We start from the raw sequence: 24,339 nt of genomic DNA, 5'->3' as shown, positions 1-24,339 counted from the left end.
CGGGGGGTTTGGGGGGGGTGGGGGGTACAGGGGGGCTCCCAGGGTTGGGGGGGGGTGGACGAGTGTTCACCGGGCCGTTACGGGGGGGGGGGGGGGGTTTTGGGGGGGGGCGCGCCCGGGGGCGGGGGGCCCCGGGGGCGCGACGAGGCCGGCGGAGCCCCGCCTGCCGATGCGGGGTCCGCCGCACACTCCTTGCCGTCCCCGGACGGGGGCAGAAGCACGGCGACAACGATCCGCCGACCGCCGGAGGCGTCCATGCCCCAGACCGACTCGAGCAAGGTCAGCCGCTGGGACCTGCACGGCCGTGAGCACACCGTGCGCGTCCACCGCACCGGGGTGCAGCGCACCCTCAGGTGCGACACGTGCGGGTGGCGCCGGGGCGCACCGTTCCTGCCCTGGCTGAAGGCGCAGGAGCACCTGCTGCGGGCGCACCAGGCGACCGTGGACCCGACCGCGGCCTGACCGGCCCGCGCGGTCAGGCGCGCAGTCCCCGCACCAGCAGGTTCACGGCCGCCTCGAAGTCGGCGTCCGCCTCCGGGGTGTCCCACTCCCCCGCGTGGGCCGGGTCGTGGAAGCGGCCGGTGGTCTGGAAGACGGCGCGGGCGCTGGCCGCGGGGTCCTCGCTGTGGAAGACGCCTGCGGCCACCCCGTCGGCGACGATCCGCGCCAGCTGCCCGGTCAGCTCGTCGATGTGCTCGGCGACCGCCCCGACCTGCTCGCCGGCCAGCACGCTGTAGGTGGCGAACAGCTCCGGATCGTCGCCCGCCTTGCGGCGCTTGGCGGCGAAGAGGGCGGCGAGCCAGTCCCGCAGCCGGGACTCGGGGTCGCGGGAGCCGTCGCCGGCTATCCCGCCCAGCGCCTCGGACGTACGGTCCAGCCACCGCTTGGTGACCGCCTCGCGCAGCGCCGCCTTGGTGCGGAAGTGCCGGTAGACGCTGCCGTGGCTGACGCCGAGGGCGCGGGCCACGTCCACCACGGTGGCCTTCGCCGGGCCGTGCCGGCGCAGCACCTCCTCGGTCGCCTCCAGGATGCGCTCGGCGGTCAGGGTCTCGGTCGCTGCCATGCACTAGACCGTACCCGGCGCCGGGATCACTCCTCGGTGCCGAGGTGTGCCATCTGCGGCTCCGGGTAGCGGGCGCCCGCCGCGGCGCCGGGCGGCACCGCCCGCTCGATCGCCGCGAGGTCGTCCGCGTCGAGCGTGACGTCCAGCGCGCCCAGCGACTCCGTCAGCCGCTCCCGGGTGCGGGCGCCGACCAGCGGCACGATGTCCTCGCCGCGCGACAGCACCCAGGCGATGGCGATCTGCGCGACCGTGACGCCCTTGCGGGCGGCGATCTCGCGCAGCGCGTCGACGAGGCCCAGGTTGTGCCGGAGGTTGTCGCCCTGGAAGCGGGGCGAGCGGGCCCGGAAGTCGTCCGCGGAGAGCTGCCGGTCGGCGGTGAAGTGGCCGGAGATCAGACCGCGCGAGAGCACCCCGTACGCCGTGACGGAGATGCCCAGTTCGCGGGTGGTGGGCAGGATCTGGTCCTCCACGGCGCGGGAGATCAGCGAGTACTCGATCTGGAGGTCCGTGATCGGCGCGGTGGCGGCGGCCCGGCGGACGGCGTCGGCGCCGACCTCGCTGAGCCCGATGTGCCGTACGTGGCCCTTCTCGACGAGTTCCGCGATGGCGCCGACGGTCTCCTCGATCGGCACGTCGGGGTCGGCGCGGGAGATGCGGTAGACGTCGATGTGGTCGACGCCCAGGCGCTGGAGCGAGTACGCGGCGAAGTTCCGCACCGCGGCCGGGCGGCCGTCCATCGGGCCCCAGCCGCCGTCCGGGTCGCGCAGGGTGCCGAACTTGACGCTGGTGAGGGCCTGTTCGCGCAGGCCGGCGGGGGCGGTGCGCAGCGCCTCGCCGATCAGCAGCTCGTTGTGGCCCATGCCGTAGAAGTCGCCGGTGTCGAGCAGGGTGACGCCGGCGTCCAGGGCGGCGTGGATCGTGGCGATCGCCTCGGTCCGGTCCGCCGTGCCGTACAGCGCGGACATGCCCATGCAGCCGAGTCCCAGGGCGGACACCCGGGGGCCGGTCGTTCCGAGAGGTCGTGTGTGCATCGTCATGCGTCCACTCTGACATGACGAATGACAGATTTCAATATCTGTCATTCGTTTGCCCGTCGCCGGGCATCCGCCCCCGGCCTCCGCCACCCGGCGCCCCGCCCCTCGGGCGAGCCCGGCGACGGCTCCCGAGAACGCCGAACGCCGGGCCCCGGAGATCCGGGACCCGGCGTCGCACCGGTCTGACGAGGGGTCAGCAGCCGACCAGGCGGGCGGCCAGGTAGCCCTCGATCTGGTCGAGGGAGACCCGCTCCTGCTTCATGGTGTCGCGCTCGCGCACGGTCACCGCGTTGTCGTCCAGGGTGTCGAAGTCGACGGTCACGCAGAACGGCGTGCCGATCTCGTCCTGGCGGCGGTAGCGGCGGCCGATGGCGCCGGCGTCGTCGAACTCGATGTTCCAGTTCTGCCGCAGCGTCTGGGCGAGGCCCTTGGCCTTCGGGGACAGCTCCGGGTTGCGGGACAGCGGGAGCACCGCGACCTTCACCGGGGCCAGGCGGTGGTCGAGCCGCAGCACCGTGCGCTTCTCCAGCTTGCCCTTGGCGTTGGGCGCCTCGTCCTCGACGTAGGCGTCGAGCAGGAAGGCGAGCATCGCCCGGCCGACACCGGCCGCCGGCTCGATGACGTACGGCGTCCAGCGCTCGCCGGCCTCCTGGTCGAAGTAGGAGAGGTCCTGGCCGGACGCCTTGGAGTGCGCGCCGAGGTCGTAGTCGGTGCGGTTGGCGACGCCCTCCAGCTCGCCCCACTCGCTGCCGCCGAACTGGAAGCGGTACTCGATGTCAGCGGTGCGCTTGGAGTAGTGGGAGAGCTTCTCCTTCGGGTGCTCGTACCACCGCATGTTCTCCTCGCGCAGGCCGAGACCGGTGTACCAGTTCCAGCGCTGCTCCATCCAGTACTCCTGCCACTTCTCGTCCTCGCCCGGCTTGACGAAGAACTCCATCTCCATCTGCTCGAACTCGCGGGTCCGGAAGATGAAGTTGCCGGGCGTGATCTCGTTGCGGAAGGACTTGCCCATCTGGGCGATGCCGAACGGCGGCTTGCGGCGCGACGTGGTCTGCACCTGGGCGAAGTTGGTGAAGATGCCCTGGGCCGTCTCGGGGCGCAGGTAGGCGACGGAGCCGGAGTCCTGCGTCGGGCCGAGGTGGGTGGAGAGCAGGCCCGAGAACTGCTTGGGCTCGGTGAAGGTGCCCTTGTTGCCGCAGTTGGGGCAGTTGAGGTCGGCCAGGCCGTTCTCCGGGGCCTTCCCCTTCTTCTCCTCGTACGCCTCCTCCAGGTGGTCCGCGCGGAACCGCTTGTGGCAGGAGGTGCACTCGGTGAGCGGATCGGTGAAGGTGGCGACGTGGCCGGAGGCGACCCACACCTCGGGGGCCAGGATGACGGACGAGTCGATGCCGACCACGTCCTCACGCGACGTCACCATGTAGCGCCACCACTGGCGCTTCAGGTTCTCCTTGAGCTCGACACCCAGCGGCCCGTAGTCCCAGGCGGCCCGCTGGCCGCCGTAGATCTCACTGCAGGGGAATACGAAGCCACGGCGCTTGCTCAGGCTGACGATGGTGTCGATCTTGTCGGCGGCCACGGTGCTCTCTTCATTACGACGACGGGCGACGAAGCGGAGATGCTTCCAGCGAATGCCTCAGGTTACCGGCGGGGACGGCCCCTCGACCAAATCGGTCCCCTCATGCGGACTTCGGAAGGCTTGTTGACAACGGTTTCCATTTTGGTTGAAAATGACTGTCATGAACGTACGACGACGCCACATATCCGCGGTCGCGCTCGCCGCGGTCGCCGCCCTCGGGTCCGGTGCCCTGACCGCCTGCTCCTCCGACAGCGCCGCCGCGGGCGGCGCCGGTCAGTTCGACGTCGTCGCGTCGTTCTATCCGATGGCCTTCCTCGCCGAGCGGATCGGCGGCGAACACGTCCACGTCACCAGTCTCACCCAGCCCGGCCAGGAGCCGCACGACCTGGAGATCAGCGCCCGGCAGACCGCGCAGCTCGAGGAGTCGGACGCGGCCCTCTACATCAAGGGCCTCCAGCCCTCCGTCGACGAGGCCATCGACCAGTCCCCCATCGCCACGAAGATCGACGCGGCCGAGCTGACCTCGCTGGAGGAGCACGACGCGGGCCACGACGAGGAGCACGAGGACGAACACGCCCACGAGGACGAGCACGCCCACGGCGACGAGCACGGCCACGAGCACGCCCACGACCACGAGGGCGGCGACCCCCACATCTGGCTCGACCCGGTGAAGTACGCCGAGGTCGCCGAGGGCGTCGGCGAGGCCTTCCAGAAGGCCGACCCGGACCACGCCGCCGACTACCGGGCGAACACCGCGGCCCTGGTCAAGGACCTCAAGGCGCTCGACGAGAAGTTCCGCACCGGCCTCGCGAACCGGAAGACCGACGTCTTCGTCACCACCCACGCCGCCTTCGGCCACCTCGCCGAGCGCTACGGACTGACCGAGCAGGCCATCAGCGGCCTGGACCCGGACTCCGAGCCCAGCGGGGCGCGCGTGAAGGAGCTGCAGAAGATCGCCAAGGAGGACGGCGTCACCACCGTCTTCTACGAGACCCTGGTCAGCGACCGGGCCGCCAGGACCCTCGCCGCCGACACCGGCCTCAGGACCGATGTCCTCGACCCGGTCGAGGGCATCACCGACGACTCCCGCGGCGAGGACTACTTCCAGATCATGGAGGCCAACCTCACCGCCCTGCGCACCGCGCTGGGCGCCCGGTGACCTCCGACGACGCGACACCGGAGGACACGGCATGACCGCCGAGCCCGTCATCACCCTGCGGGGGGTGCGCGCCGAGCTGGGCTCGCGCCCCGTGCTGCGCGGCATCGACCTCACCGTGCGCCACGGTGAGGTCGTCGCCCTGCTCGGCGCCAACGGCTCCGGCAAGTCCACCGCCGTGCGCACGGTCATCGGCCAGGTGCCGGTCACCGCCGGCGAGATCGAGCTGTTCGGCACCCCGCGGCGCCGGTTCCGCGACTGGGCGCGGGTGGGCTACGTCCCGCAGCGCACCACGGCCGCCGGCGGAGTGCCCGCCACGGTCACCGAGGTCGTCTCCTCGGGGCGGCTCGCCCGCACCCGCTTCGGGCTGTTCCGCAAGGGCGACCGCGAGGCCGTCCGCCGGGCCCTGGAGCTGGTCGGCATGGCGGACCGCGCCAAGGACTCCGTCGACGCCCTGTCCGGCGGCCAGCACCAGCGGGTCCTGATCGCCCGCGCCCTCGCCGCCGAACCGGAACTGCTGATCATGGACGAGCCGATGGCGGGGGTGGACCTGGCCAGCCAGGAGGTCCTCGCCGAGACGCTGCGCACGCAGGTCGGCCGGGGCGCCACGGTCCTCCTCGTCCTGCACGAACTGGGCCCGCTGGAACCCCTGATCGACCGGGCGGTCGTGCTCCGCGACGGCTGCGTGCTGCACGACGGCCCGCCGCCCAAGGCGGTCGGCCAGCACGCCCTGCCCGGCCACGATCACGTACACCCGCACGCACCGGCGGACGCCGGACCGATCCGCACGGGACTGCTGAGCTGATGGAGATCCTCGACTACGCCTTCATGCAGCGGGCGCTGCTCGCCGCCGTCCTGGTCGGCGTCACCGCCCCCGCGGTCGGCGTCTACCTCGTCCAGCGCCGCCAGGCGCTCATGGGCGACGGCATCGGCCACGTGGCGATGACCGGCGTGGGCCTCGGCTTCCTGCTGTCCTGGTCCCCGGTGTGGATGGCGGCCGTGGTGTCCGTCCTCGGCGCCGTCTTCATGGAACTGGTCCGCTGGTACGCCCGGACCCGCGGCGACATCGCCCTCGCGATGCTCTTCTACGGCGGCATGGCCGGCGGCGTGATGTTCATCAACCTCGCGCCCGGCGGCTCCACCTCGAACCTCTCGTCGTTCCTGTTCGGCTCGCTGTCCACGGTCTCCCCGTCCGACGTGACCGCGATCTGCGTGCTGGCCGCGTTCGTGGTGCTGGTCACCGTGGGCCTGCGGCGGCAGCTGTTCGCGGTCAGCCAGGACGAGGAGTTCGCGCGGGTGACGGGCCTGCCGGTGCGGTTCCTGAACCTCCTCACGGCGGTCACCGCCGCGGTCACGGTGTCGGTGGCGATGCGGGTGGTGGGCCTGCTGCTGGTGAGCGCGCTCATGGTGGTGCCGGTCGCGGCGGCCCAGCAGCTCACCCGGAGCTTCGCCGCCACGTTCGCCGTCGCCGTCGCGATCGGCGTCAGCGTGGCCGTCGGCGGCACCGTCACCTCGTACTACCAGGACGTGCCGCCCGGCGCGACGATCGTGCTGCTGACCATCGGCGCCTTCATGCTGCTGACCGCGCTGGCCGCCCCGCTGGCCCGGCGCCGCGCCCGGGCCCGGGCCGCCGTACAGCCCGGCGCCGACCCCGCGGAGTGCGCGATCCCCGCCAGCCGTCCGGCGGACGGGAAGGTCGGCGCCTGACTCTCCGCGACCGGACTGGCACAATGGCCCCGGCAGCAGCCAGACGTGAGGAGGCATTCCGGTGACGACCGCAGGACCGCCCGTGAAGGGCCGCGCCACCCGGCAGCGTGCCGCCGTGGCGGCTTGCCTACAGGAGGTCGACGAGTTCCGCAGCGCGCAGGAACTGCACGACATGCTCAAGCACAAGGGCGACTCGGTCGGACTCACCACGGTCTACCGCACGCTGCAGTCCCTCGCCGACGCCGGTGAGGTCGACGTCCTGCGCACCGCCGACGGCGAGTCCGTCTACCGCCGTTGCTCCACCGACGACCATCACCACCACCTGGTCTGCCGCACCTGCGGCAAGGCCGTCGAGGTCGAGGGTCCGGCCGTGGAGAAGTGGGCGGAGGCCATCGCCGCCGAGCACGGCTACGTCAACGTGGCGCACACGGTGGAGATCTTCGGCACCTGCGCCGACTGCGCGGCCGCCTGAGGCCCGGTCCTGGGCGCGCCCAGGTTCCGCCGCCCCGTCGTCCTGCCGCGGCAGGGCGACGCGGCACACGGCGGCGCACAGCGGCACCACCGCGCCGATCAGGACCAGCGCCCGCCACGAACGCCGTGAGGCCGCGGCGGTGCGCCGCACCTCGGACGGGGCCATGTCGGGCATCCCGCCGGACCGGCCGCGCGGCACGGGCAGCAGCCGTGCGACACGCGGCCGGGGACCGCCCGGCGCACGCCGGCTCAGGACTGGCGGCCCTCCATGGCCTGCAGCTCCTCGTTGGGGATGGCCCCGCCGAACCGCCGGTCGCGGGACGCGAACTCCACGCACGCCCGCCACAGATCACGCCGGTCGAAGTCCGGCCACAGCACGTCCTGGAACACCAACTCCGCGTAGGCGCTCTGCCACAGCAGGTAGTTGGAGGTGCGCTGCTCGCCGCTCGGCCGCAGGAACAGGTCCACGTCCGGCATGTCCGGGTAGTACAGGTACCGCTGGAGCGTCTTCTCGTTGACCTTGGACGGGTCGAGCCGGCCGGCCTTCACGTCCTCGGCGAGCGCCTGCGCGGCGTCGGCGATCTCGGCCCGGCCGCCGTAGTTCATGCAGAAGTACAGCGTCAGCCGGTCGTTGTCCTTGGTCTGCTCCTGGGCGACCTGGAGCTCCTTGGCGACGGACTTCCACAGCTTGGGCATGCGGCCCACCCAGCGGACCCGCACGCCCAGTTCGTCGAGCTGGTCCCGGCTCTTGCGGATGAAGTCCCGGTTGAAGTTCATCAGGAAGCGCACCTCGTCCGGCGACCGCTTCCAGTTCTCGGTGGAGAAGGCGTACAGCGAGATGGCGCCCACGCCCATCTCGATGCCGCCCTGGAGCACGTCGAGCACCCGCTCGGCGCCCACCTTGTGCCCCTCGGTGCGCGGCAGGCCCCGCTGCTTCGCCCAGCGTCCGTTGCCGTCCATGACGATCGCCACATGGTGGGGGACCAGTTCCCCGGGAAGCCTCGGGGGCCGCGCGCCGGAGGGGTGCGGTTCCGGGGTCCTGTACTCCCGGCGCTGCCGCCCCAGGAATCCGCGTACGGCCATGTGTCTCTCGTCTCCTCGTGCTGGGTGGTCACTGCTTCTCGACGTACCGGAGCGAGCGCAGCCCGCGCTCCAGGTGCCAGTGGAGGTAGGCGGACACCAGCCCGCTCGCCTCCCGGACGTGGCGTGCCTCGCACGCGTCCGCCGTGTCCCAGTCTCCCGTAAGCAGCGCACCCAGGAGTTCCAGGGCCTGCGGGGAGGGTACGACGCTCCCGGGGACGCGGCAGTCGGCGCAGACGGTTCCGCCCGACGCGACCGAGAAGAACCGGTTCGGTCCGGGCATGCCGCACCTCGCGCAGTCCGTGAAGCTGGGCGCGTACCCGTTGACCGCGAGGGAGCGCAGCAGGAACGCGTCGAGCACCAGGTGCGGGGCGTGTTCCCCCCGGGCGAGGGTGCGCAGTCCGCCGACCAGCAGCAGGTACTGCTGCACGGCCGGCTCGCCCTCGTGGTCGGTGAACCGCTCGGCGGTCTCCAGCATGGCCGTGCCGGCGGTGTAGCGCGCGTAGTCGGTGACGATGCCGCCGCCGTACGGCGCGATCGTCTCGCTCTGCGTGCACAGCGGCAGCCCGCGTCCGACCAGCTCGCTGCCCTTGGCGAAGAACTGCACGTCCACGTGCGAGAACGGTTCCAGGCGGGCGCCGAACTTGGACTTGGTCCGGCGCACGCCCCTCGCCACGGCGCGCACCCGCCCGTGACCGCGGGTGAGCAGGGTGATGATCCGGTCCGCCTCACCCAGTTTCTGGGTGCGCAGCACGATGCCGTCGTCGCGGAACAGACTCATGACAGCCATTGTCGCGCACGTTCACGGCACCTCGCCGCGGCTCCTGGCGTTGGCGTACGCGGTGGCCGCGCGCAGCCGCTCCTCGGGGGTCGCGTGCCGCACGACCAGGGGGTCGGCGTCCCACTCCCGGCCACCGCCGTAGGGTCTCAGCTGGACGTAGGGCCCCTCGTACCCCATGACGACGCCGAGCCGCCCGGCGCGGATGTCCACGACGTACGCGCCGACGGGCGGCTTCACCGCATCACCGCCGCCGCGATCCGCCGCGCGGTCTCCACCGAACACCGTCCCAGTTCGATGAGCGGACAGGGCGCCTCCCGCGCGAGACTCACCGGGTCCAGTCCCAGTGACGGCAGGGAAATTCCGGCCTTCGCGAAAGCCGCCCGCAATTCCTTCACCACTTCCTCCGCTTCCTCGACGCAGTGCGCCGCGTGTCGTGCCGTCACGCTGATGCCCTTCCCTTTCGTACTTCACTCTTCGCGATCCAAGAGTGACACTGCGCGCTTAAACTCGGGAGGGGGCCACGTCCTACAAGTGCGGGGCTGCACAAAGGGGTTAAGCATGGCCAATGGTTCGCGGCAGGCGGCATGGGAGTTCTTCGGGGCGGAACTGAAGCGACGCCGGGAGGACGCCGGGTTCACGCAGGCCGAGCTGGGGACACGGGTGTTCGTCTCGGGCGGCTATATCGGACAGTTCGAACAGGCGATCCGCAAGCCGCAAGTGGACGTGGCCCAGCGGATCGACGCGGCCCTGCAAACCGACGGTATTTTCGAGCGGCTGTGCAGGAAGCTGATCGACGACCGCCGGTACGCGGAATATTTCGCCGCAGCGGCGGAGCTCGAGGCGCTGGCGACAGAAATCTGCGAGTTCGCGCCGGCTCTGGTCCCGGGGCTGCTGCAAACCCCGGATTACGCAAGGGCGGTGACCCTTGCCATGAACCGGTTCGCACCGGACGAGCACATCGAGGAGAAGGTCGCCGCCCGCATGGAACGGGCGCGGATCCTCACCGCCGCCGAACGACCCGTGTACTGGGTGGTCCTTCATGAGAACGTCTTGCGCATCCCGGTCGGTGGAGCCGCCGTGATGGCTGAGCAACTGGCGCATGTGGCCGCACTCGCCCACCGACGGGCCGTGCTGGTCCAGGTGCTGCCCTACACGGCCGGGGCGTATCCCACCATGACCGGACCGCTCAAGCTCATGCAGTTCGAGGACGCCCCGCCCACCGCCTATACAGAAGCGGTGTATTCGGGGAACCTCTTGGACGATCCAGCCGTAGTGAAGCGAGCACGGTCGGCATACGATCTGCTCAGGGCGGACGCACTCGCGTCGGAAGCGTCCCTGGACCTGATCGAGTCGGCGGCGGAGGGTTACGGACGATGCGCGAGTACGACCTGAGCGGAGTCAGCTGGCACAAGAGCACCTACAGCGACGGAAACGGCGGCGACTGCCTCGAAGTCGCCACCGGCATCCCCGGCGTCGTCCCCGTCCGGGACAGCAAGCTGGACGCCGACGGACCGGTGATCGTCGTCGGGGCGGCCGCCTGGACGGAGTTCGTCCGTACGGTCACGCACTGACGCGCGCCCCTGGTCCGCCCGGGTGTGCCGCGCGGGCCGGGGGCGGCCGGGTTCCAGGGGACGTCCCGCCCTCGCAGGCCGACAATCTGCCGATGACGCCGTTGGCGTGACGTTTCGGCTCCCGCGCAACCGGCCCTCCCGCGGTCGTGCTCCCTGTGAGCAGAACCGACACCCGTGGGTGAGGAGACCGACATGACCGCGACCGCTTTCCCGCACGGCCCGAACCATGCCCTCGGCGGCCCCTCCACCGTCGCTGCCGGCGCGGACGCCCCGCAGTGGCCCGCCGCCGCCGGACAGTCGGGCAGCGACTGCCTGCTGGCCCCGCCCGACCCGGCCACCCGCGTCGGCTCCCCCATCGACCCGCGCGACCGCCGCCGCCTCGAACTGCACGCCGCGCTGACCGCCGCCGGCATCCCGCCGCGCCCCGAGGACCGCGAGGCCATCGAGAGCCTCAGCGCCCTGTCCCCCGGCGTCAACACCACCATCCAGCGCTGGCTGCACCACACCCTGTGAACCGCGTCGCGGCGGGCGGTCAGCCGCGGTCGACCATCCAGGTGCCGTCCTCCTCGTCGTCGACCCGCACCTCCAGCTCGCGCAGGCTCATGCCGGCCTCCCACAGCTCGCGGAAGCGCTTCATCCGGTCGTGCACATGGTCCTGGCGGGCGATCAGCCGGGTCCTGATGTTGACGTCGCGCAGGTCCTGGTCGATCTCGAAGGACACCGCCTCGTCGTAGACGATGAAGTCGTTGGTGGTGCCGCGCAGCAGGTGCGGCGGCAGTTCCGGCAGGACGGCCACGCGCACCTCGATGCGCAGCACCTCCTGCTCCTCGCACAGCCGCAGCAGCCGGTCGTCCAGCTCCCGTGCGCTCTCCAGCAGGAACAGCCGGCGCACCGGCACGCCCTGCTCGATCGCCTCCGCCTGGGCGTGCAGATAGCGGCTGGCGGGTTCGCTGTTCCAGAACGTCCGGTCGACGGAGGTGCTGGTGGCGCAGATCGACTTCTCCGCGGCCCGGGTGAGGGTCAGCATCCAGTCGTGGTTCTCGCCCGGGCACTCCGCGGTGAGGGTGGTGAGGTCGCTGAGGTGCCCGATCACCCGGTGCATCTCCAGCCGTACGAAGGTGGAGAGGATCGGCAGGCCCGGCGAGAGGACCTCGGCGAAGTTGGCCGCCAGGTCGGACACCGACTCGACGCGCACCAGGGGCGGCGTCTGCGGTTCGGGCTCGGCCGGGCGGGGCGGGGGCACCAGGCGCGTCTCGACGAGCTGCTTCATGTCCTCGGTGTGCCGGGTCAGCCCGTGCTGCAGTTCGTCGTAGCGCCGTAAGCCGCCGCGCACGGTGGCGGCGGTCTCGGCCAGCAGGCTCTCCGCCCGCCGGGCCCGCTCCTCGGCCGCCCGGTCGGGGACCAGCACGAGGTGCTGGACGGCGACGGCGGCCACGGCGCACAGCGCGGCGGCTCCGAGCTGCCGTGCCGCGCCGTCCTCCGGGCTGAGCAGCGCGGCGACGCCCCAGGCGAGCAGTCCGGCGACCAGGCCCACCAGCAGTCTGCGCCGCCACGGGACGGGGTCGGGCTGCTCGGCCGGTCCCCCGGGCTGGGGGGTGTCCGGGGCGCCGGGCGGTTCCGGCGCGCGGTCCGCGGGGTGTTCGGGTGTGCTCACCGTGCCCGGCGGGCCGGCCGTGTCGTCGGGCTGAGGTGTCTGTGCCGTGCTCATCTCGCTTCTCCCCCCGTTGGGAAACACGTCGGTTCGGGGTGCGGAATGTGCGTGGGGGTCCGGACGAGGCCGCTCACGGCTGGTGGGCGTCTCGCGGGCTGGTGTCCGGGAGTCGTCGGGTGCGCTCAGGGCGCGGGCTCCACCTCCCGGTGCACGGGCGGGATCGCGTGCAGGGTGAGCTGGTCACGGACGCGCTGCACCAGGGCGAGCCACTGCCGGGTGAACCCGGGCCGCTCCTCCAGCGCCTCCCACAGCGCGGCCAGCTCGGCGGACACCCGGGCCCGCGGCATCCACAGGTGCAGCAGATGATCGACGGCGGGCCGCAACGCCCGTACCGCCGGCGGAAGTTCGCCGTCCGGGATGGTCCGGGGCCAGGGCCCCGGCGCGGCGGGGCCGAGGCGGATGCCGTCGAGGACGCGGACCAGGGTGGTGAGCAGCCAGTCGTGCAGCGCCAGGTCGGCGCAGAGCCCGGCCAGGTCGGCGGCGGGGAGGTCCTCGGGGACCCGCAGCCGTACGGTGCGCAGTTCGTCCTCGGCGAGGGTGAACCGCTCCAGGGCCGGCGTCTCGCCCGGCGGCGTGGTCAGCGCCACCCAGCGCAGCCGGGTGGGCCGGGACCTGAGCGGCGGCCGCTGGTCGAGCAGCGGGTGCCGCAGCAGCCGGGTGAGCAGTCCCCCGGCGATCAGTCCCACGTCGAGGTCGCCGTGGCGTCCGCCGTCGAGCAGGCCGTCGGCGACCGCGTCGCACGGCAGTTTCCCCAGCGGCTCGACCAGGCCGGGCCGCACCAGGTAGTCGCCCCAGGGGCGGCGGTGGTCGGGCCCGGAGCCGGGGAGGCGGAAGTACGCCGAGGTCTGCAGCACGCGCCCCTCGGTGAGCGCGGCCCGTGCGGCGACCGTGCCGACGGCGCGGACCCGGGCGCCGTTGGCGCTGGGCAGCGGGCAGTCGACGCCGGTGAGGGTGTCCGGGGAGCGCGCGTAGAGGTTGGGCCGCTCGGACACCAGGACCCGCTCGTCGGCCCGCAGCCGCAGCAGTCGGGCGGCGGCGCGGCTGTCGAGGGCCTGCCCGGCGGGCAGCAGGCAGGTGCGGACCTCGCCGCAGGCGAGCACGGTGCGCGGCGCGGTGGTGTCGGACCGGGCGCCGGGGGCCGCCCTCGTCGTGGCCGGCATCTCAGGTCTCCTCGCAATAGACGTAGGAGACGCGGTCGATGACCGGGCCGGGGACGGGCACGCCCTCCTTGCCGGACCGCTCGGCGGCCTGGCGCAGGGCGTCCTGGTCCACGTCGGTCTGGTCCAGGATGACCCGCACGGCGTGCTCGACGGGCAGGAAGCGGCTGGGCAGCACCGAGCAGGTGCGGTAGGCGGCGAACGGGTCCGCCCGGGGGTTGAGCCGCACCAGCGGCGGCAGGTCCTCCCAGTCGTCGGGGAACGCGCCGGTGTGCGGCTGCGGGTCGAAGACGGCCTCGCCCTGGTGGCGCAGCAGCCCGAGACGGGCGAGCTGCCAGACGGCGGCCAGGAAGGGGCAGGACCACAGGCGCTCCCCGTCGGGCGTCTCGCTCCACAGCTCGACGTCCAGGAAGACGGAGTGGCGGCGGGCGGCGGTCTCGCGGGGCGGCTCCCAGGCGGCGGCCTTCCGCATCGCCTGCGGGGTGCGGGCGGTGGGGCTGCGCACCCCGTTGGCGAGCCAGCCGGTCTGCGCGGCCGGCGGCCGGTGGCCGTAGCTGCCGGGCGGGGGCTCCTCGACGATGCGCCCGGCCACCGCCTCCGCGACGGGCACCTTCCCGCTGACGGCGCAGCCGGACTCGCGGGCCAGGTAGTCGACGGTCAGCCCGGCGCGCTCGGCCTCCGCCAGCAGCATGGGCACGACCTCGGCGGGGCCGGCGAAGCGGGTGAAGTAGTCGTCGACGAGGAAGCAGGTGCTGACGCGGGCGCGACGGCCGCCGGCCCGGTCGGCGGCGAAGGCGCGGGCGGCCTCCGCCCAGGGGCGGACCCGCGCGAAGTGCCGGCGCAGGTGCTCCGGCCCCGCCTCGAAGTCCTCCATGTACAGGTGCCCCAGCTCCAGGGAGAGGTGGGACAGCGGCACCGCCTGGGTGCGGGGTTCGGCGGTGGTCTCGCGGAACACCGCGTCGGTCATGGCAGCCCCCAGTGCGCGTCGTCGGTGAGCCGCCGGGCGATCTCCTCGAGCGCCTCCAGCGTCTCCTTGTTGGCGATCTGGGTGGCGAGGACGTCCTCCTCGGTGATCAGCTGCTCCCGCCACTGCAGGATCGGCTCCAGCGGCACGGTGCCGAGCACCACGCTGTCGCCGATCTGCTGGTCGGAGGCGAGCCGGCGGAGCGCCCTGTTGCAGGACTGCATCCAGGCCGCCTGGGCGGGCGAGCCCTGCGCCCACATGGCCGACTCCGGGTCGGGCACGGCGGCCCGCACGAAGCGGATGTTGCCCTGGAGGGCCGTCTCGTCGTGGCCGCGGTCGACGCCGCTGCGGAGGATGCCGTTCTCCTTGTGGACCAGTCCGGCGGCGGCGATGACGTGCTGCCGGGTCCAGCGGTGGAAGACCAGCCAGCGGTAGCCGACGTGGCGCATCCGGGGGTGGGCGGTGGCCGCGAGGACCAGGTCGACGGCGTAGCTGCGGCCGGCGCTGAGGTCCACCATGACCAGGTCGAACTCGCTGTTGAGCCGCAGCAGCAGGTCGATGCAGCGCTCCAGGGCCTCCTCGCCGGTGGCGAACTCGCCGCCGCCCGCGTCGCCGGGGTAGAGGACCAGCCGCCCGGACTGGTTCTGCCGGGAGCGCAGCACCGGGTGCTCGGTCTGCCGCCAGATGTCGATGCTGGCCGGTTCGGTGACCTCGCCCTCCAGGTAGGAGTGCAGGCCCCGCTCCTCGGTGCCGCGCAGGGCGCTGGGCACGTCGAACACGGCGGCCGCGGTGGGCGAGCCGAAGTCGAAGTCCACGTAGGCGACGTGGTCGCCGATGAGGGCGCGCTGGTAGGCCAGGTTGGCGCTGGTGACCGAGCGGCCCGTGCCCCCCTTGTCGGAGGCCGCGAAGACGAGCACGGCTCAGCCCTCCTGCGCGGCGGCGTCCCGGGCCTGGGCCAGGGTGTCGAGTTCCTGGAGCACGGGCAGGGCGAGCGCGAAGGCGGTGGCGGGCCGGTCGTCGACCAGGCTGCGGGCGTGGTCCAGCCGGCTCTCCATGCTCCGCATCGCGCGGGCGCGGCTGCCGTCGACGCCGGTGGACGCCTCCAGCTGCTCCCTGCCGAACAGGTGCGTGGCCTCGCTGAGCAGGTCCCGGGCCAGATCGGCGAGTTCGGAACTGCGGATGGGCTGCTGCTCGTAGAGGTTGCGGGCGGCCACCAGGCACTCGGTGACGCGCTCGGTGACGCTCCAGGACAGCCGGCGGGTGACCCCCTTGGCGTCCGGGTAAACGGCGCGTACGTCGTCCCAGAGGCCGGCGCCGTGGCCGTCCCCGATCCTGCGGCTCCACAGGTGTTCGAAGGTCTGCTCGGCGAGGCGCAGCAGCCGGTCCTGGGCCTCGATGTTCCGGGACAGCTCGGCGAGCTGCACGGTCCGTTTGAGCAGCTGGGCGGAGAAGTCGGTCATCCGCCACTGGAGCAGCGACCCGGAGCGCTCGGACCCGGCGAGCGGCATCAGCACGCCCGGGTCGTGCAGCCGGACGACCGGGTCGTTCCTGGTCATGCGGCTGGTGACGCGGCCGCGGTCGGCGAGCCGCTCCATGATGGAGACGGTGCGGGTGAGGTCGTCGTCGGTGGCCCTGCGGCGCACCAGGTCGTGGACGAGGATGGCCGCGACGGTGAGGGAGAAGTACTCCGACTCCAGGCGCAGTCCGGTGGTCTGCCAGGGCAGGTCCTCCAGGGGCCAGCGCTCGGTCCCGAAGCGGGCGACGGCCGACCAGTACTGCTGGCTCAGCTCCCAGCGCAGCCGCAGCGCCTCGGCGAGTTTCTGCTGGTCGGTGTCGAGCAGTCCGAGGGTGAGGGTGCGCTCGGAGAACAGGTCCTGGATGCCGTCGAGGGCGACGACGGTGAAGTACACGTAGGGCAGCCGGTCGGCGATGCCGTCGGGCTGGCCCGGCACCTGGGTGTCCAGGTCGGTGATCTTGGGGGCGTCCTTGACCACGCCCCAGGCCCAGCCGCACTCGAAGAGCTGGCTCTCGTCGCGGATGGACTCGTCGACCTCGATGCCGCGGCTGAGGCTCTCGATGATGGTGGCGCGCAGCGGCCGGAAGCGGCGGGCGAACTGCTGGAGGACGGCCCGGTCGGAGTGCCGGTTCTGGCCGATGACCTGGATCAGCCGCCGGCCCTGCTCGGACTCGGCGTCGAAGACGTTGACGGCGAAGGAGCGCAGCAGGCTGACCATGGCGGCGGTGAGGCGCACGCTGGTGGCCTCGCGGAGTTCGCCGAGCGCCCGGCGCACTTCGGGGCGGGTGGTGCTGGTCTCGTAGACCTTGAGGAAGCCGAGGGTCGCCAGGCAGAGCGTGACGGACATCGAGTAGGAGTCGACGACGCCTAACTTGCCCTGCTCGTAGGTGAGTTCCTCGCTCGGGTCGACGGGCTTGAAGTACGGTCCGCCGGCGAAGGTGGGCGCGTCGTCGGGTCCGGTGTGGGTGCGCATGAACTGGGTCATCGCGGTGATCAGGTTCGGCGGGATCTCCAGCCGGCTGCCGACGCCCTCCAGCGCCTGGAGCACGTCCCGTTCGGTGGTGTCGGGCTGGTCCAGGCGGAACGCGGGGATCTCGGTGGCGGGGTACAGCAGGCAGAGCAGCCGCTCGGCGTCCGCGACACTGCTCAGCCCGTCGGTGTCCCCCCAGACGAGCTTGCCGTCGTCGAACGAGTGACGGGCCGCGGCCCGCCAGATGTCCAGCAGATGCTGGCGTGGCTTGATCTGCATCCCCCTACCCCTCGTACAGACCGTGTGCAGACATGGTCCCCGTTCCTACGTGCCCGCAATCGCCGGATTCCGCCGTCCCAGGGCGAGGATGATGCCCTCGTGTCCCGGCCGCACCATGTGGTGCAGATCGTGGATCTCCAGGTCGTCCGCCCAGTCGCTCAGGCTCTCGCGGACCCGCTCCTCGTTCACCCGGTAGGCCGGATAGCGATGGTCGCCGACCTGGTAGCCGACGGACTCCTTCATGAAGGCGGTGGCGAACGGCGCGCCCTCGTTGAGCGCGTCCATGAAGCAGGTGACGCCGCGGCGGAACTCGTCGGGGCACTCGGACATGGAGTCGGCGACGAAGAACATGGTCCCGATGTCCCAGCGGCGCTGGCCGTCGAGGTCGAGGAGGTTGGCCCGCTCGACGCGGACGATCTCGCCGAACCGCGAACGGGGCTCGACGCCCGCGTAGGCGGGGTGCTCGGCCAGCTGCTCCCAGAAGGGGTCCCAGACCGTGTCGAACCCGGTGGGGGACGCCTGCTTCTCCAGGTACTCCACATTGGGCTGTGCGTACTCCAGGAGCAGGATCTTCTCGCACCAGGGCAGCATGGACAGCGCCGGATAGAGGTTGGCGCCGGCGCCCACGTCGACGCCGCGTCCCGCGTGCTGGGCGCCGTCCGCGAAGCACTTGCCGAAGTAGTCGCGCATCAGCCGCACGATCAGCAGATCGACCTCGAGGGGGTTGCGGTAGTTGGCGTCGACGTAGGCCTCGGGATCGAACTTCGACCACGGGGCGTCGGCATTGCGGTCCATCATCACCCTGCCGCGTTCCATTCAGTGTCGGACGAGACCGTGTGCCCTGTCTGCGCCGTCCCGATGAACGTCGGCAGGTGAAGCAGCATCTCCGGTTCTCGCACGGTAGGCCGAAGCGGCACGCGGAGACAGCCAGGAACACGCCGTTCCTCGTCGACGGGCGCACGGCGGGCGCACGCCACTGATCCGTGCACCCCTCAACTCGCCCTTGCACGCGTTGAGTTGACGGCCCACTCTAGCCAGAAGACGCCACCGGCCGCCACCGGAAGCAGCATTCCCTTCCGGGTGAACGCCGGTGTCTTCGCGTTGACGACATCCGCACGTCCCGACTGGGGGGTGGCATGACCGCCGAACCGCTGGAGCGCACCCTGGACCGGCCCGGGCGCCTCGGGGAACCCGACGGGTTCCCCGAGCCCGGGCGACTGGTCCTGCGGGGGGCCCGGGAGTCCGATCTGCCCGAGCTGCGCCGGCTCGACGAGGAAGTGTTCCAGGAGGTGGCCTATCCCGCCTTCCTGCTCCGCCAGCTGTTCGACGTGTACGCCGAGCACTTCCTGGTGCTGGACGACGGCACGGGCGGGCTGCGCGGCTACGTCCTGGCCGCGACCACGGCGTTCAGCCGGGACAGCTGGATCCTCGGCCTGTGCGTGACCGAGGGGGACCGCCGGCACGGACTGGGCCGGGAGCTGATGACGGAGATCCTGGAGCTGCTGCGCCGGGACGGGACCGAGACGGTGCGGCTGACGGTGGAGCCGGCCAACCGGGCCGCGATCCTGCTCTACCGCTCCCTGGGCTTCGTCCCGGAGGAGCCGGACGGGGGCCTGCGCCGGGACTACTTCGGCCCGGGCGAGCACCGGCGGATCATGCGCCTGGAGCTTCACTGAGGCGTCCGCTTCCCGTGGAGACGGTCAGGACGCTCTCGCCGAGACGTCCCGCTCCTCGTGAAGACCGTCGAGGCACCTCCGCCGAGACGTCCCGCTCCTCGCGGAGGCCGCCCGGAGCCTCACTGAAGCGTCCGCTCCTCGCGGAGACGGTCAGGACGCTCTCGCCGAGACGTCCCGCTCCTCGTGAAGGCCGTCGGGACACCTCCGCCGGGACGTCCGCATCTCGCGGAGGTCACCCGGAGCCTCACTGAAGCGTCCGCTCCTCGCGGAGACGGTCAGGACGGCGTCCGCGCCGCGGCCAGCAGGCGGCCGACGTCGTCGGAGCAGATGGTGAGGGCCGCGCCCACCGTGGCGAGGACGTCCCGTTCCGCGGGGGTGTACGGACCGTCGGCCAGCGCGATCCGGGCGCCCTGGAGCAGGATGGCCTCGCGTCCGGGGCCGGCGAGGTGCGGGGCCAGCGGGTCCAGCGCCTCGTGCAGCTCGATGGACAGCCCCGCCGCGCAGGGCTCGCCGGTGAAGCGGCCGGTGTCCGCCTCCAGCGCCTCGACCAGCGCGGCCAGCTGCTCCTCCGTGCAGTCCTCGATGCCGGCCGCGCGCACCCCGGACGCGGCGGTCTCCAGGGAGGCGCGGGAGCAGGCGCCGCCCGCGGCGAGCACGGCGAGGGCGACGGTGTGGACGGCGTCCCGCAGCATCGCGGAGAAGCGGGTGGTCGTGGGGTGGTCCAGCACGTCGGTGCCGAAGTGGCCGCGGCAGGCGGCGCACTCCACGGTCGGCGCGCACACCCCGCGCGGCAGCACGGGCACGCCCAGCACGGTGAACCGGCGGCGTCCGGTGAGCCGCTGGTAGTTGCGGTCGCCGCCGCAGCCGGGGCAGAAGAACTCCCCGTCGCCGACAGCGGTCCACGCGGTGCGGGTGCCGAACAGACGGCGCGCACGCCGGGTGGCAGCGGCACGGCCGTCGGGTTCCCGTTCTGGCAGCACGTCGCACCTCCATCAACGCCACACAGCACCGTCGCCGCGCTTGCGTGATGTTAGCCACATCGAGAGGCGGAGTCAGTACCCGGGGCGAGACCTTTCCGTGACCTCCCCGGCGATTGGCCGGTAAACGACGCCGGGCCCCGCCCGCCGGTGACGGCGGACGGGGCCCGGGATTCACCCCGACCGGCTGATCAGCGGGCCGCGCGGTTGACCGCGGAGACGACCGCCTTCAGCGAGGCGCGGGTGGTGTTCGCGTCGATGCCGATGCCCCACAGCACCTTGTCGCCGACGGCGCACTCGATGTACGAGGCGGCCTGCGCGGAGGCGCCCTCGCTCATCGTGTGCTCCTGGTAGTCCAGCAGACGCACGTCGATGCCGAGGCCCTGCAGGGCGTCGAAGAAGGCCGAGATCGGGCCGTTGCCGGTGCCGGTCAGGGTGGTCTCCACGCCGTCGACCGTGGCCTGGACGGTGAGGGTGTCCACGCCGTCGTGGTCGGTGGTGCTCTGGCCGCCGGCGACCTGGATGCGGCCCCAGGGGTTGTCCGGGTTGGGCAGGTACTCGTCCCGGAAGACCGCCCAGATGTCGGCCGGGGTGATCTCGCCGCCCTCGGCGTCCGTCTTCGCCTGGATGATCTTCGAGAACTCGATCTGCATCCGGCGCGGCAGTTCCAGCTTGTGGTCGTTCTTCAGGACGTACGCCACACCGCCCTTGCCGGACTGCGAGTTGACCCGGATGACGGCCTCGTAGGAGCGGCCGACGTCCTTGGGGTCGATCGGCAGGTACGGGACCGCCCACTCGAGGTCGTCGACGGTGACGCCCTTGGCCCTGGCGTCGGCCTCCATGGCGTCGAAGCCCTTCTTGATGGCGTCCTGGTGGGAGCCGGAGAAGGACGTGTAGACCAGGTCACCCACGTACGGGTGGCGCGGGTGGACCTCCATCTGGTTGCAGTACTCCCACGTACGGCGGATCTCGTCGATGTCGGAGAAGTCGATCTGCGGGTCGACGCCCTGCGAGAACAGGTTCATGCCCAGGGTGACCAGGTCGACGTTGCCGGTGCGCTCGCCCTGGCCGAACAGGCAGCCCTCGACGCGGTCGGCGCCGGCCATCACGGCCAGCTCGGCGGCGGCGACGGCGGTGCCGCGGTCGTTGTGCGGGTGGGCGGACAGGCAGACGTACGCGCGCCGGGAGAGGTGGCGGTGCATCCACTCGAAGCGGTCGGCGTGCGTGGACGGCGTCGAACGCTCCACGGTGGCGGGCAGGTTGAGGATGATCTCGCGGCCCGGGCCGGGCTGGTAGACGTCCATCACCGCCTCGCAGACCTCCAGCGCGAAGTCCAGCTCGGTGTCGGTGAAGATCTCCGGCGAGTACTGGTAGCCGAAGTCGGTTTCGTCGCCCAGCAGTTTCTCCGCGTACTCCATCACCAGGCGGGTGCCGTCGACGGCGATCTGCTTGATGTCGTCCTTGGAGCCGCGGAAGACCACGCGGCGGAAGACCGGGGCGGTGGCGTTGTACAGGTGGACTGTCGCCCGCTTGGCGCCCTTCAGAGACTCCACCGTGCGCTCGATCAGGTCCTCGCGGGCCTGGGTCAGCACGGAGATGGTGACGTCGTCCGGGATGGCGTCCGGGTCCTCGACGATGGAGCGGACGAAGTCGTAGTCGGTCTGGCCGGAGGCGGGGAAACCGACCTCGATCTCCTTGTAGCCCATCCGTACCAGCAGGTCGAACATCGCGCGCTTGCGCACGGGCGACATGGGGTCGATCAGGGCCTGGTTGCCGTCGCGCAGGTCGGTGGAGAGCCAGCGGGGCGCGGTGGTGATCCGCCGGTCGGGCCAGGTGCGGTCGGGGATGTCGACCTGCTCGTACCGGCCGTACTTGTGGATCGGCATGGGGCTGGGCTGCTGGCGGTTCGCCATGATGCGGGGCTCCTCGATGGTCCGCGGGGTGTCCTGGGGGACGGCCGACGGCGCAGCGCCAAACTCCGCGGGGAGGGGGTCGGCCTCTAACGCAGACCCTCACCGCGGCAGCTAAGGAGAAGCAGCCCGAAGTCCATGATGTTCCGGAGCTTAACCGAGTCGCCCACCGTGCGGAGGTCCGTATCAGTATGCGGGACCGGACGGACCAACAGGACAAAGAGTGCCGTATACCACTCCCCGCGGGGTCCGGAGACGGAACGAGGACGGATTTCATCCGTCACGGTCGCAGGTTGGTAGCAGCCAGTGACAGCCCCGTCACACGGTGCGATGGTGCTGACATGACCGCGAACGGGGGCCACGAGCCCGTCTTCTGCACCATCATCCCGCCGCACGTCCTCGACCGGCTGTCCCAGTCCGAGGACCCCCTGATCCACGGACCCGCCCGCCGCACCCTGCGCCGCGACGCCTACGAGCGCACCCAGCGCCGGCTGACCACGGTGGTCGGCGCACCGGCCGTCCCCACGCGCGCCGGAGCGGAGCCGGGCAAGCCGCAGCGCACCGTGTACGACGCCGGGCACGGCACCGACCTGCCCGGTGAGAAGGCGCGCGGCGAGGGCGAGGACCCCGGCCAGGACGCCACCGTCAACCGCGCCTACGCCGGTCTCGGCGCCACCTTCGAGCTGCTCCTGAAGGAGTTCGGCCGGGACTCCATCGACGGCAGCGGGCTCCCGCTGGACGCCACGGTCCACTACGACCGCGACTACAACAACGCGTTCTGGAACGGCGAGCAGATGGTCTTCGGCGACGGGGACGGGGAGATCTTCCTCGACTTCACCCTCGCCGTCGACGTCATCGGCCACGAACTCGCCCACGGCGTCACGCAGTACACGGCGAACCTCGACTACTTCGGCCAGTCCGGCGCGCTCAACGAGTCGGTGTCGGACGTCTTCGGCGCGCTCATCAAGCAGTACACGCTGGGCCAGACCGCCGGGGAGGCCGACTGGCTGATCGGCGCCGGCCTGCTCGCCCCGCGCGTCACCGGCACGGCCCTGCGCTCGATGAAGGAGCCCGGCACCGCGTACGACGACGACGTCCTCGGCAAGGACCCGCAGCCGGCGACGATGGACGACTACGTGCACACCGGCCGGGACAACGGCGGCGTGCACATCAACTCCGGCATCCCCAACCACGCGTTCTACCTGGCGGCCACCACCCTCGGCGGACACGCCTGGGAGCGCGCCGGGCAGGTCTGGTACGACGTGCTGACCGGCGGGGAGCTGGCCCAGGACGCCGAGTTCACCGACTTCGCGACGCTGACCGTGAAGGCGGCGCGCGCCCGGTACGGGGAGGGCGATGAGCTCGTGGCGGTGACCAAGGCGTGGGAGCGGGTGGGGGTGCGCACGCTGTAGTTCCGTACTAGACACGGACCATGCGTATTCAGGTACGGCGCACAGGCGGCTTCGCGGGCATCGAGCGGCAGGCCGAGGTGGACACCTCTGGGCGGGCCGACGCGGCGGAGTGGCACGCCTTGGCCGAACAGGCGGTGGCGGCCGGCGGACCCACTCCGCCGGCCGGCGTCCCGGACGGTTTCAGCTACCGGATCACGGTGGACGGCAGAACGGTGCACTGCGCGGACCCGGGGCTGACGGAGGAGCAGCGCGTGCTGATCAGGAGGGTGCTGAAGGAGGGCGCGTGACGTGCTCCCCGGACTGAAGCGAAGTTACGACAACGGCCCCACAACCCCGGGCCCGTTCGCCTTCGACTGATCCCCACTCACCTGCGGCGAGTGCCGTGCACAACGGGTGTTCCCGGAGGGCCATCACCCTCCGGGAACACCCGTTGTGCACGGCAGACCACTCCTCGGTCCGCTGGGGCCGGTGACGCGACCCGGCCAATCATCAGGAACGGGAGTAAATTCCGCTGAACGCGTCCTGCCGAATAAACCTTTCAGCGAACTGGGGGGCAACCCAACGAGGACATGACCCATTCGTCCGACAACGGGTCATGCCGACTGATTCCGTTCACAACCCAGGAACCATCCCACTCAATGCGCCAGATATCGCCCTGAAAGTTTTCATACTCCACGAAGCTACCTGGAGCCCCTTCGAGGAGCTTGAGTTCATTGAGTAGGACATCTGGCGTAGTAAATCCCCGGGAAGATCCTACGCTACCCCCGCCAGTTTTGCTGTTCTCATGTTTCATACGCAAGAAGGGAACAGGGGGGCGTGTCATTATTGATGCGCGGAGCATTCTATGGAACCTGTACATGATTTCCTTGATGCTCTCGCTGCCCGAAAATTCACACCGGTAGGCCGGAAAGACTGCTGTGACAGCCTCGTTCAGCCTCTCATCCCTCCCGGCATAGTATCCGTGCACCGCCGAGGGGACAGCAGCGATGACGTCGAACCTGTACCCTTCGCAAGAAAATCCGGGAGTCACCGTCACCGCCTCCCCGCTCCCGCTCGGATCCATGGGGTGATTCCGCGAGAAAAGCAGCACTTCCCTGACCAGCTCCTCATTGAATGAATCGAGCGTATTCACCTGATAAAGTCGGTCCCCCTCCTCGTCCAGTGCGAGCGAAAAAACAAAGCTCGGCGTGGGCGACCACCTCCAAGCTCGATCAAGGCCAGGGAATTCTTCGATCCCGTCGATCCTCGACACAGCCTCCTCGATACCCACAGAATTCTTCCTTCCTTCTGCTCCTGACGGGCCACACCAAGCCGGGTCGGCGTGGGTA

Annotated in this window: 27 protein-coding genes; 11 read left to right on the top strand and 16 right to left on the bottom strand. The window is 71.4% G+C overall.

Translation table 11 applies throughout. From position 1 onward, the window contains the following. Window positions 1-255 precede the first annotated feature (255 nt). Complete coding sequence (locus ACIQ8B_RS28420) at window positions 256-462, top strand: hypothetical protein (protein WP_290011658.1); 207 nt, start codon at window positions 256-258, stop codon at window positions 460-462. Between the two features lie 13 nt (window positions 463-475). On the opposite strand, the gene ACIQ8B_RS28415 is transcribed toward ACIQ8B_RS28420, so the two are convergent. The 3 genes from ACIQ8B_RS28415 to ACIQ8B_RS28405 form a co-directional block, all read right to left on the bottom strand. Beyond that, the gene (locus ACIQ8B_RS28415; RefSeq protein ID WP_290011656.1) at window positions 476-1,063 is read right to left on the bottom strand and encodes a TetR family transcriptional regulator; all 588 of its coding nucleotides are present in this window, start codon (window positions 1,061-1,063) and stop codon (window positions 476-478) included. A gap of 26 nt (window positions 1,064-1,089) precedes the next feature. Then, entirely contained in the window at window positions 1,090-2,100 is a 1,011-nt protein-coding gene (locus tag ACIQ8B_RS28410) for an aldo/keto reductase (protein ID WP_403550696.1), read from the bottom strand. Between the two features lie 190 nt (window positions 2,101-2,290). Next, window positions 2,291-3,673: a glycine--tRNA ligase gene (locus ACIQ8B_RS28405; RefSeq protein WP_106414316.1), complete on the bottom strand. Its 1,383-nt coding sequence runs from the start codon at window positions 3,671-3,673 to the stop codon at window positions 2,291-2,293. Between the two features lie 160 nt (window positions 3,674-3,833). Between ACIQ8B_RS28405 and ACIQ8B_RS28400 the strand changes: the two genes are divergently transcribed. From ACIQ8B_RS28400 to ACIQ8B_RS28385, 4 genes are all read left to right on the top strand, one after another. After that, on the top strand, window positions 3,834-4,832 hold the full coding sequence (locus tag ACIQ8B_RS28400) for a metal ABC transporter substrate-binding protein (RefSeq protein WP_403550693.1): 999 nt from the start codon (window positions 3,834-3,836) through the stop codon (window positions 4,830-4,832). Window positions 4,833-4,863: 31 nt separating this feature from the next. Further along, on the top strand, window positions 4,864-5,634 hold the full coding sequence (locus ACIQ8B_RS28395; protein ID WP_403550691.1) for a metal ABC transporter ATP-binding protein: 771 nt from the start codon (window positions 4,864-4,866) through the stop codon (window positions 5,632-5,634). Continuing rightward, on the top strand, window positions 5,634-6,536 hold the full coding sequence (locus ACIQ8B_RS28390; protein WP_403550689.1) for a metal ABC transporter permease: 903 nt from the start codon (window positions 5,634-5,636) through the stop codon (window positions 6,534-6,536). The genes ACIQ8B_RS28395 and ACIQ8B_RS28390 overlap by 1 nt, the downstream gene beginning before the upstream one ends. Before the next feature lie 61 nt (window positions 6,537-6,597). After that, entirely contained in the window at window positions 6,598-7,008 is a 411-nt protein-coding gene (locus ACIQ8B_RS28385) for a Fur family transcriptional regulator (RefSeq protein ID WP_106414313.1), read from the top strand. A 248-nt stretch (window positions 7,009-7,256) separates the two neighbouring features. Here the strand turns inward: ACIQ8B_RS28385 and ACIQ8B_RS28380 are convergent, their stop codons facing one another. From ACIQ8B_RS28380 to ACIQ8B_RS28365, 4 genes are read right to left on the bottom strand one after another with little or no spacing between them, the layout of a single operon-like run. Further along, window positions 7,257-8,090, bottom strand: coding sequence for an isoprenyl transferase (locus ACIQ8B_RS28380; protein WP_290011649.1), 834 nt, complete (start codon window positions 8,088-8,090; stop codon window positions 7,257-7,259). A gap of 28 nt (window positions 8,091-8,118) precedes the next feature. After that, entirely contained in the window at window positions 8,119-8,868 is a 750-nt protein-coding gene (recO, locus tag ACIQ8B_RS28375; RefSeq protein WP_106416425.1) for a DNA repair protein RecO, read from the bottom strand. 21 nt (window positions 8,869-8,889) lie between these two features. After that, window positions 8,890-9,105, bottom strand: coding sequence for a hypothetical protein (locus tag ACIQ8B_RS28370; protein ID WP_290011648.1), 216 nt, complete (start codon window positions 9,103-9,105; stop codon window positions 8,890-8,892). Further along, window positions 9,102-9,311 (bottom strand): hypothetical protein, encoded by a 210-nt coding sequence (locus ACIQ8B_RS28365; RefSeq protein ID WP_106414310.1) that lies wholly within the window; start codon window positions 9,309-9,311, stop codon window positions 9,102-9,104. The genes ACIQ8B_RS28370 and ACIQ8B_RS28365 overlap by 4 nt, the downstream gene beginning before the upstream one ends. A gap of 115 nt (window positions 9,312-9,426) precedes the next feature. Here ACIQ8B_RS28365 and ACIQ8B_RS28360 point away from each other — a divergent pair, with 115 nt between their 5' ends. The 3 genes from ACIQ8B_RS28360 to ACIQ8B_RS28350 all read left to right on the top strand — a co-directional run bounded on the left by ACIQ8B_RS28360 (window position 9,427) and on the right by ACIQ8B_RS28350 (window position 10,952). Continuing rightward, a complete protein-coding gene (locus tag ACIQ8B_RS28360; protein WP_403550686.1) occupies window positions 9,427-10,260 on the top strand; it encodes a helix-turn-helix domain-containing protein in 834 nt (277 codons plus the stop codon). After that, on the top strand, window positions 10,242-10,439 hold the full coding sequence (locus ACIQ8B_RS28355) for a DUF397 domain-containing protein (RefSeq protein ID WP_403550684.1): 198 nt from the start codon (window positions 10,242-10,244) through the stop codon (window positions 10,437-10,439). The genes ACIQ8B_RS28360 and ACIQ8B_RS28355 overlap by 19 nt, the downstream gene beginning before the upstream one ends. 192 nt (window positions 10,440-10,631) lie before the next feature. After that, window positions 10,632-10,952 (top strand): hypothetical protein, encoded by a 321-nt coding sequence (locus ACIQ8B_RS28350; RefSeq protein WP_106414307.1) that lies wholly within the window; start codon window positions 10,632-10,634, stop codon window positions 10,950-10,952. 19 nt (window positions 10,953-10,971) lie between these two features. On the opposite strand, the gene ACIQ8B_RS28345 is transcribed toward ACIQ8B_RS28350, so the two are convergent. From ACIQ8B_RS28345 to ACIQ8B_RS28320, 6 genes are all read right to left on the bottom strand, one after another. Further along, window positions 10,972-12,147, bottom strand: a complete 1,176-nt coding sequence (locus tag ACIQ8B_RS28345) for a hypothetical protein (protein WP_290011645.1) — start codon at window positions 12,145-12,147, stop codon at window positions 10,972-10,974. A gap of 125 nt (window positions 12,148-12,272) precedes the next feature. After that, window positions 12,273-13,310 (bottom strand): SCO2521 family protein, encoded by a 1,038-nt coding sequence (locus ACIQ8B_RS28340; RefSeq protein ID WP_290011644.1) that lies wholly within the window; start codon window positions 13,308-13,310, stop codon window positions 12,273-12,275. Window position 13,311: 1 nt separating this feature from the next. Continuing rightward, on the bottom strand, window positions 13,312-14,274 hold the full coding sequence (locus ACIQ8B_RS28335) for an SCO2522 family protein (protein WP_290011643.1): 963 nt from the start codon (window positions 14,272-14,274) through the stop codon (window positions 13,312-13,314). After that, window positions 14,271-15,188, bottom strand: coding sequence for an SCO2523 family variant P-loop protein (locus ACIQ8B_RS28330; protein ID WP_106414303.1), 918 nt, complete (start codon window positions 15,186-15,188; stop codon window positions 14,271-14,273). Before ACIQ8B_RS28330 ends, ACIQ8B_RS28335 begins: the two co-directional genes overlap by 4 nt. A 3-nt stretch (window positions 15,189-15,191) precedes the next feature. Further along, window positions 15,192-17,036 (bottom strand): SCO2524 family protein, encoded by a 1,845-nt coding sequence (locus ACIQ8B_RS28325; RefSeq protein ID WP_403550680.1) that lies wholly within the window; start codon window positions 17,034-17,036, stop codon window positions 15,192-15,194. Between the two features lie 45 nt (window positions 17,037-17,081). Further along, window positions 17,082-17,852, bottom strand: a complete 771-nt coding sequence (locus tag ACIQ8B_RS28320) for an SCO2525 family SAM-dependent methyltransferase (protein WP_403550679.1) — start codon at window positions 17,850-17,852, stop codon at window positions 17,082-17,084. A 320-nt stretch (window positions 17,853-18,172) separates the two neighbouring features. Between ACIQ8B_RS28320 and ACIQ8B_RS28315 the strand changes: the two genes are divergently transcribed. Further along, window positions 18,173-18,712, top strand: coding sequence for a GNAT family N-acetyltransferase (locus tag ACIQ8B_RS28315; RefSeq protein WP_403550677.1), 540 nt, complete (start codon window positions 18,173-18,175; stop codon window positions 18,710-18,712). Window positions 18,713-18,987: 275 nt separating this feature from the next. Here ACIQ8B_RS28315 and ACIQ8B_RS28310 read toward each other — a convergent pair whose 3' ends face one another. Together ACIQ8B_RS28310 and leuA are read right to left on the bottom strand one after the other, a co-directional pair. After that, entirely contained in the window at window positions 18,988-19,692 is a 705-nt protein-coding gene (locus ACIQ8B_RS28310; RefSeq protein WP_290011751.1) for a TerB family tellurite resistance protein, read from the bottom strand. 188 nt (window positions 19,693-19,880) lie between these two features. After that, window positions 19,881-21,602 (bottom strand): 2-isopropylmalate synthase, encoded by a 1,722-nt coding sequence (gene leuA / locus ACIQ8B_RS28305; RefSeq protein WP_403550674.1) that lies wholly within the window; start codon window positions 21,600-21,602, stop codon window positions 19,881-19,883. A gap of 338 nt (window positions 21,603-21,940) precedes the next feature. Here leuA and ACIQ8B_RS28300 point away from each other — a divergent pair, with 338 nt between their 5' ends. Together ACIQ8B_RS28300 and ACIQ8B_RS28295 are read left to right on the top strand one after the other, a co-directional pair. Continuing rightward, the gene (locus ACIQ8B_RS28300) at window positions 21,941-23,011 is read left to right on the top strand and encodes a M4 family metallopeptidase (RefSeq protein WP_403550672.1); all 1,071 of its coding nucleotides are present in this window, start codon (window positions 21,941-21,943) and stop codon (window positions 23,009-23,011) included. A 20-nt stretch (window positions 23,012-23,031) separates the two neighbouring features. Then, window positions 23,032-23,298 carry a protealysin inhibitor emfourin gene (locus tag ACIQ8B_RS28295; RefSeq protein ID WP_403550670.1) on the top strand — a complete coding sequence of 89 codons (267 nt, stop codon included), beginning with the start codon at window positions 23,032-23,034 and terminating at the stop codon, window positions 23,296-23,298. A 251-nt stretch (window positions 23,299-23,549) separates the two neighbouring features. Here ACIQ8B_RS28295 and ACIQ8B_RS28290 read toward each other — a convergent pair whose 3' ends face one another. Next, entirely contained in the window at window positions 23,550-24,281 is a 732-nt protein-coding gene (locus tag ACIQ8B_RS28290) for a hypothetical protein (protein WP_403550668.1), read from the bottom strand. Window positions 24,282-24,339: the final 58 nt, after the last annotated feature.

Source organism: Streptomyces sp. NPDC096105, assembly GCF_044763335.1.
Lineage (GTDB): Bacteria > Actinomycetota > Actinomycetes > Streptomycetales > Streptomycetaceae > Streptomyces.
Note: the sequence above shows the minus strand (reverse complement) of the source record. Positions and strands in the feature narration are given on the sequence as shown.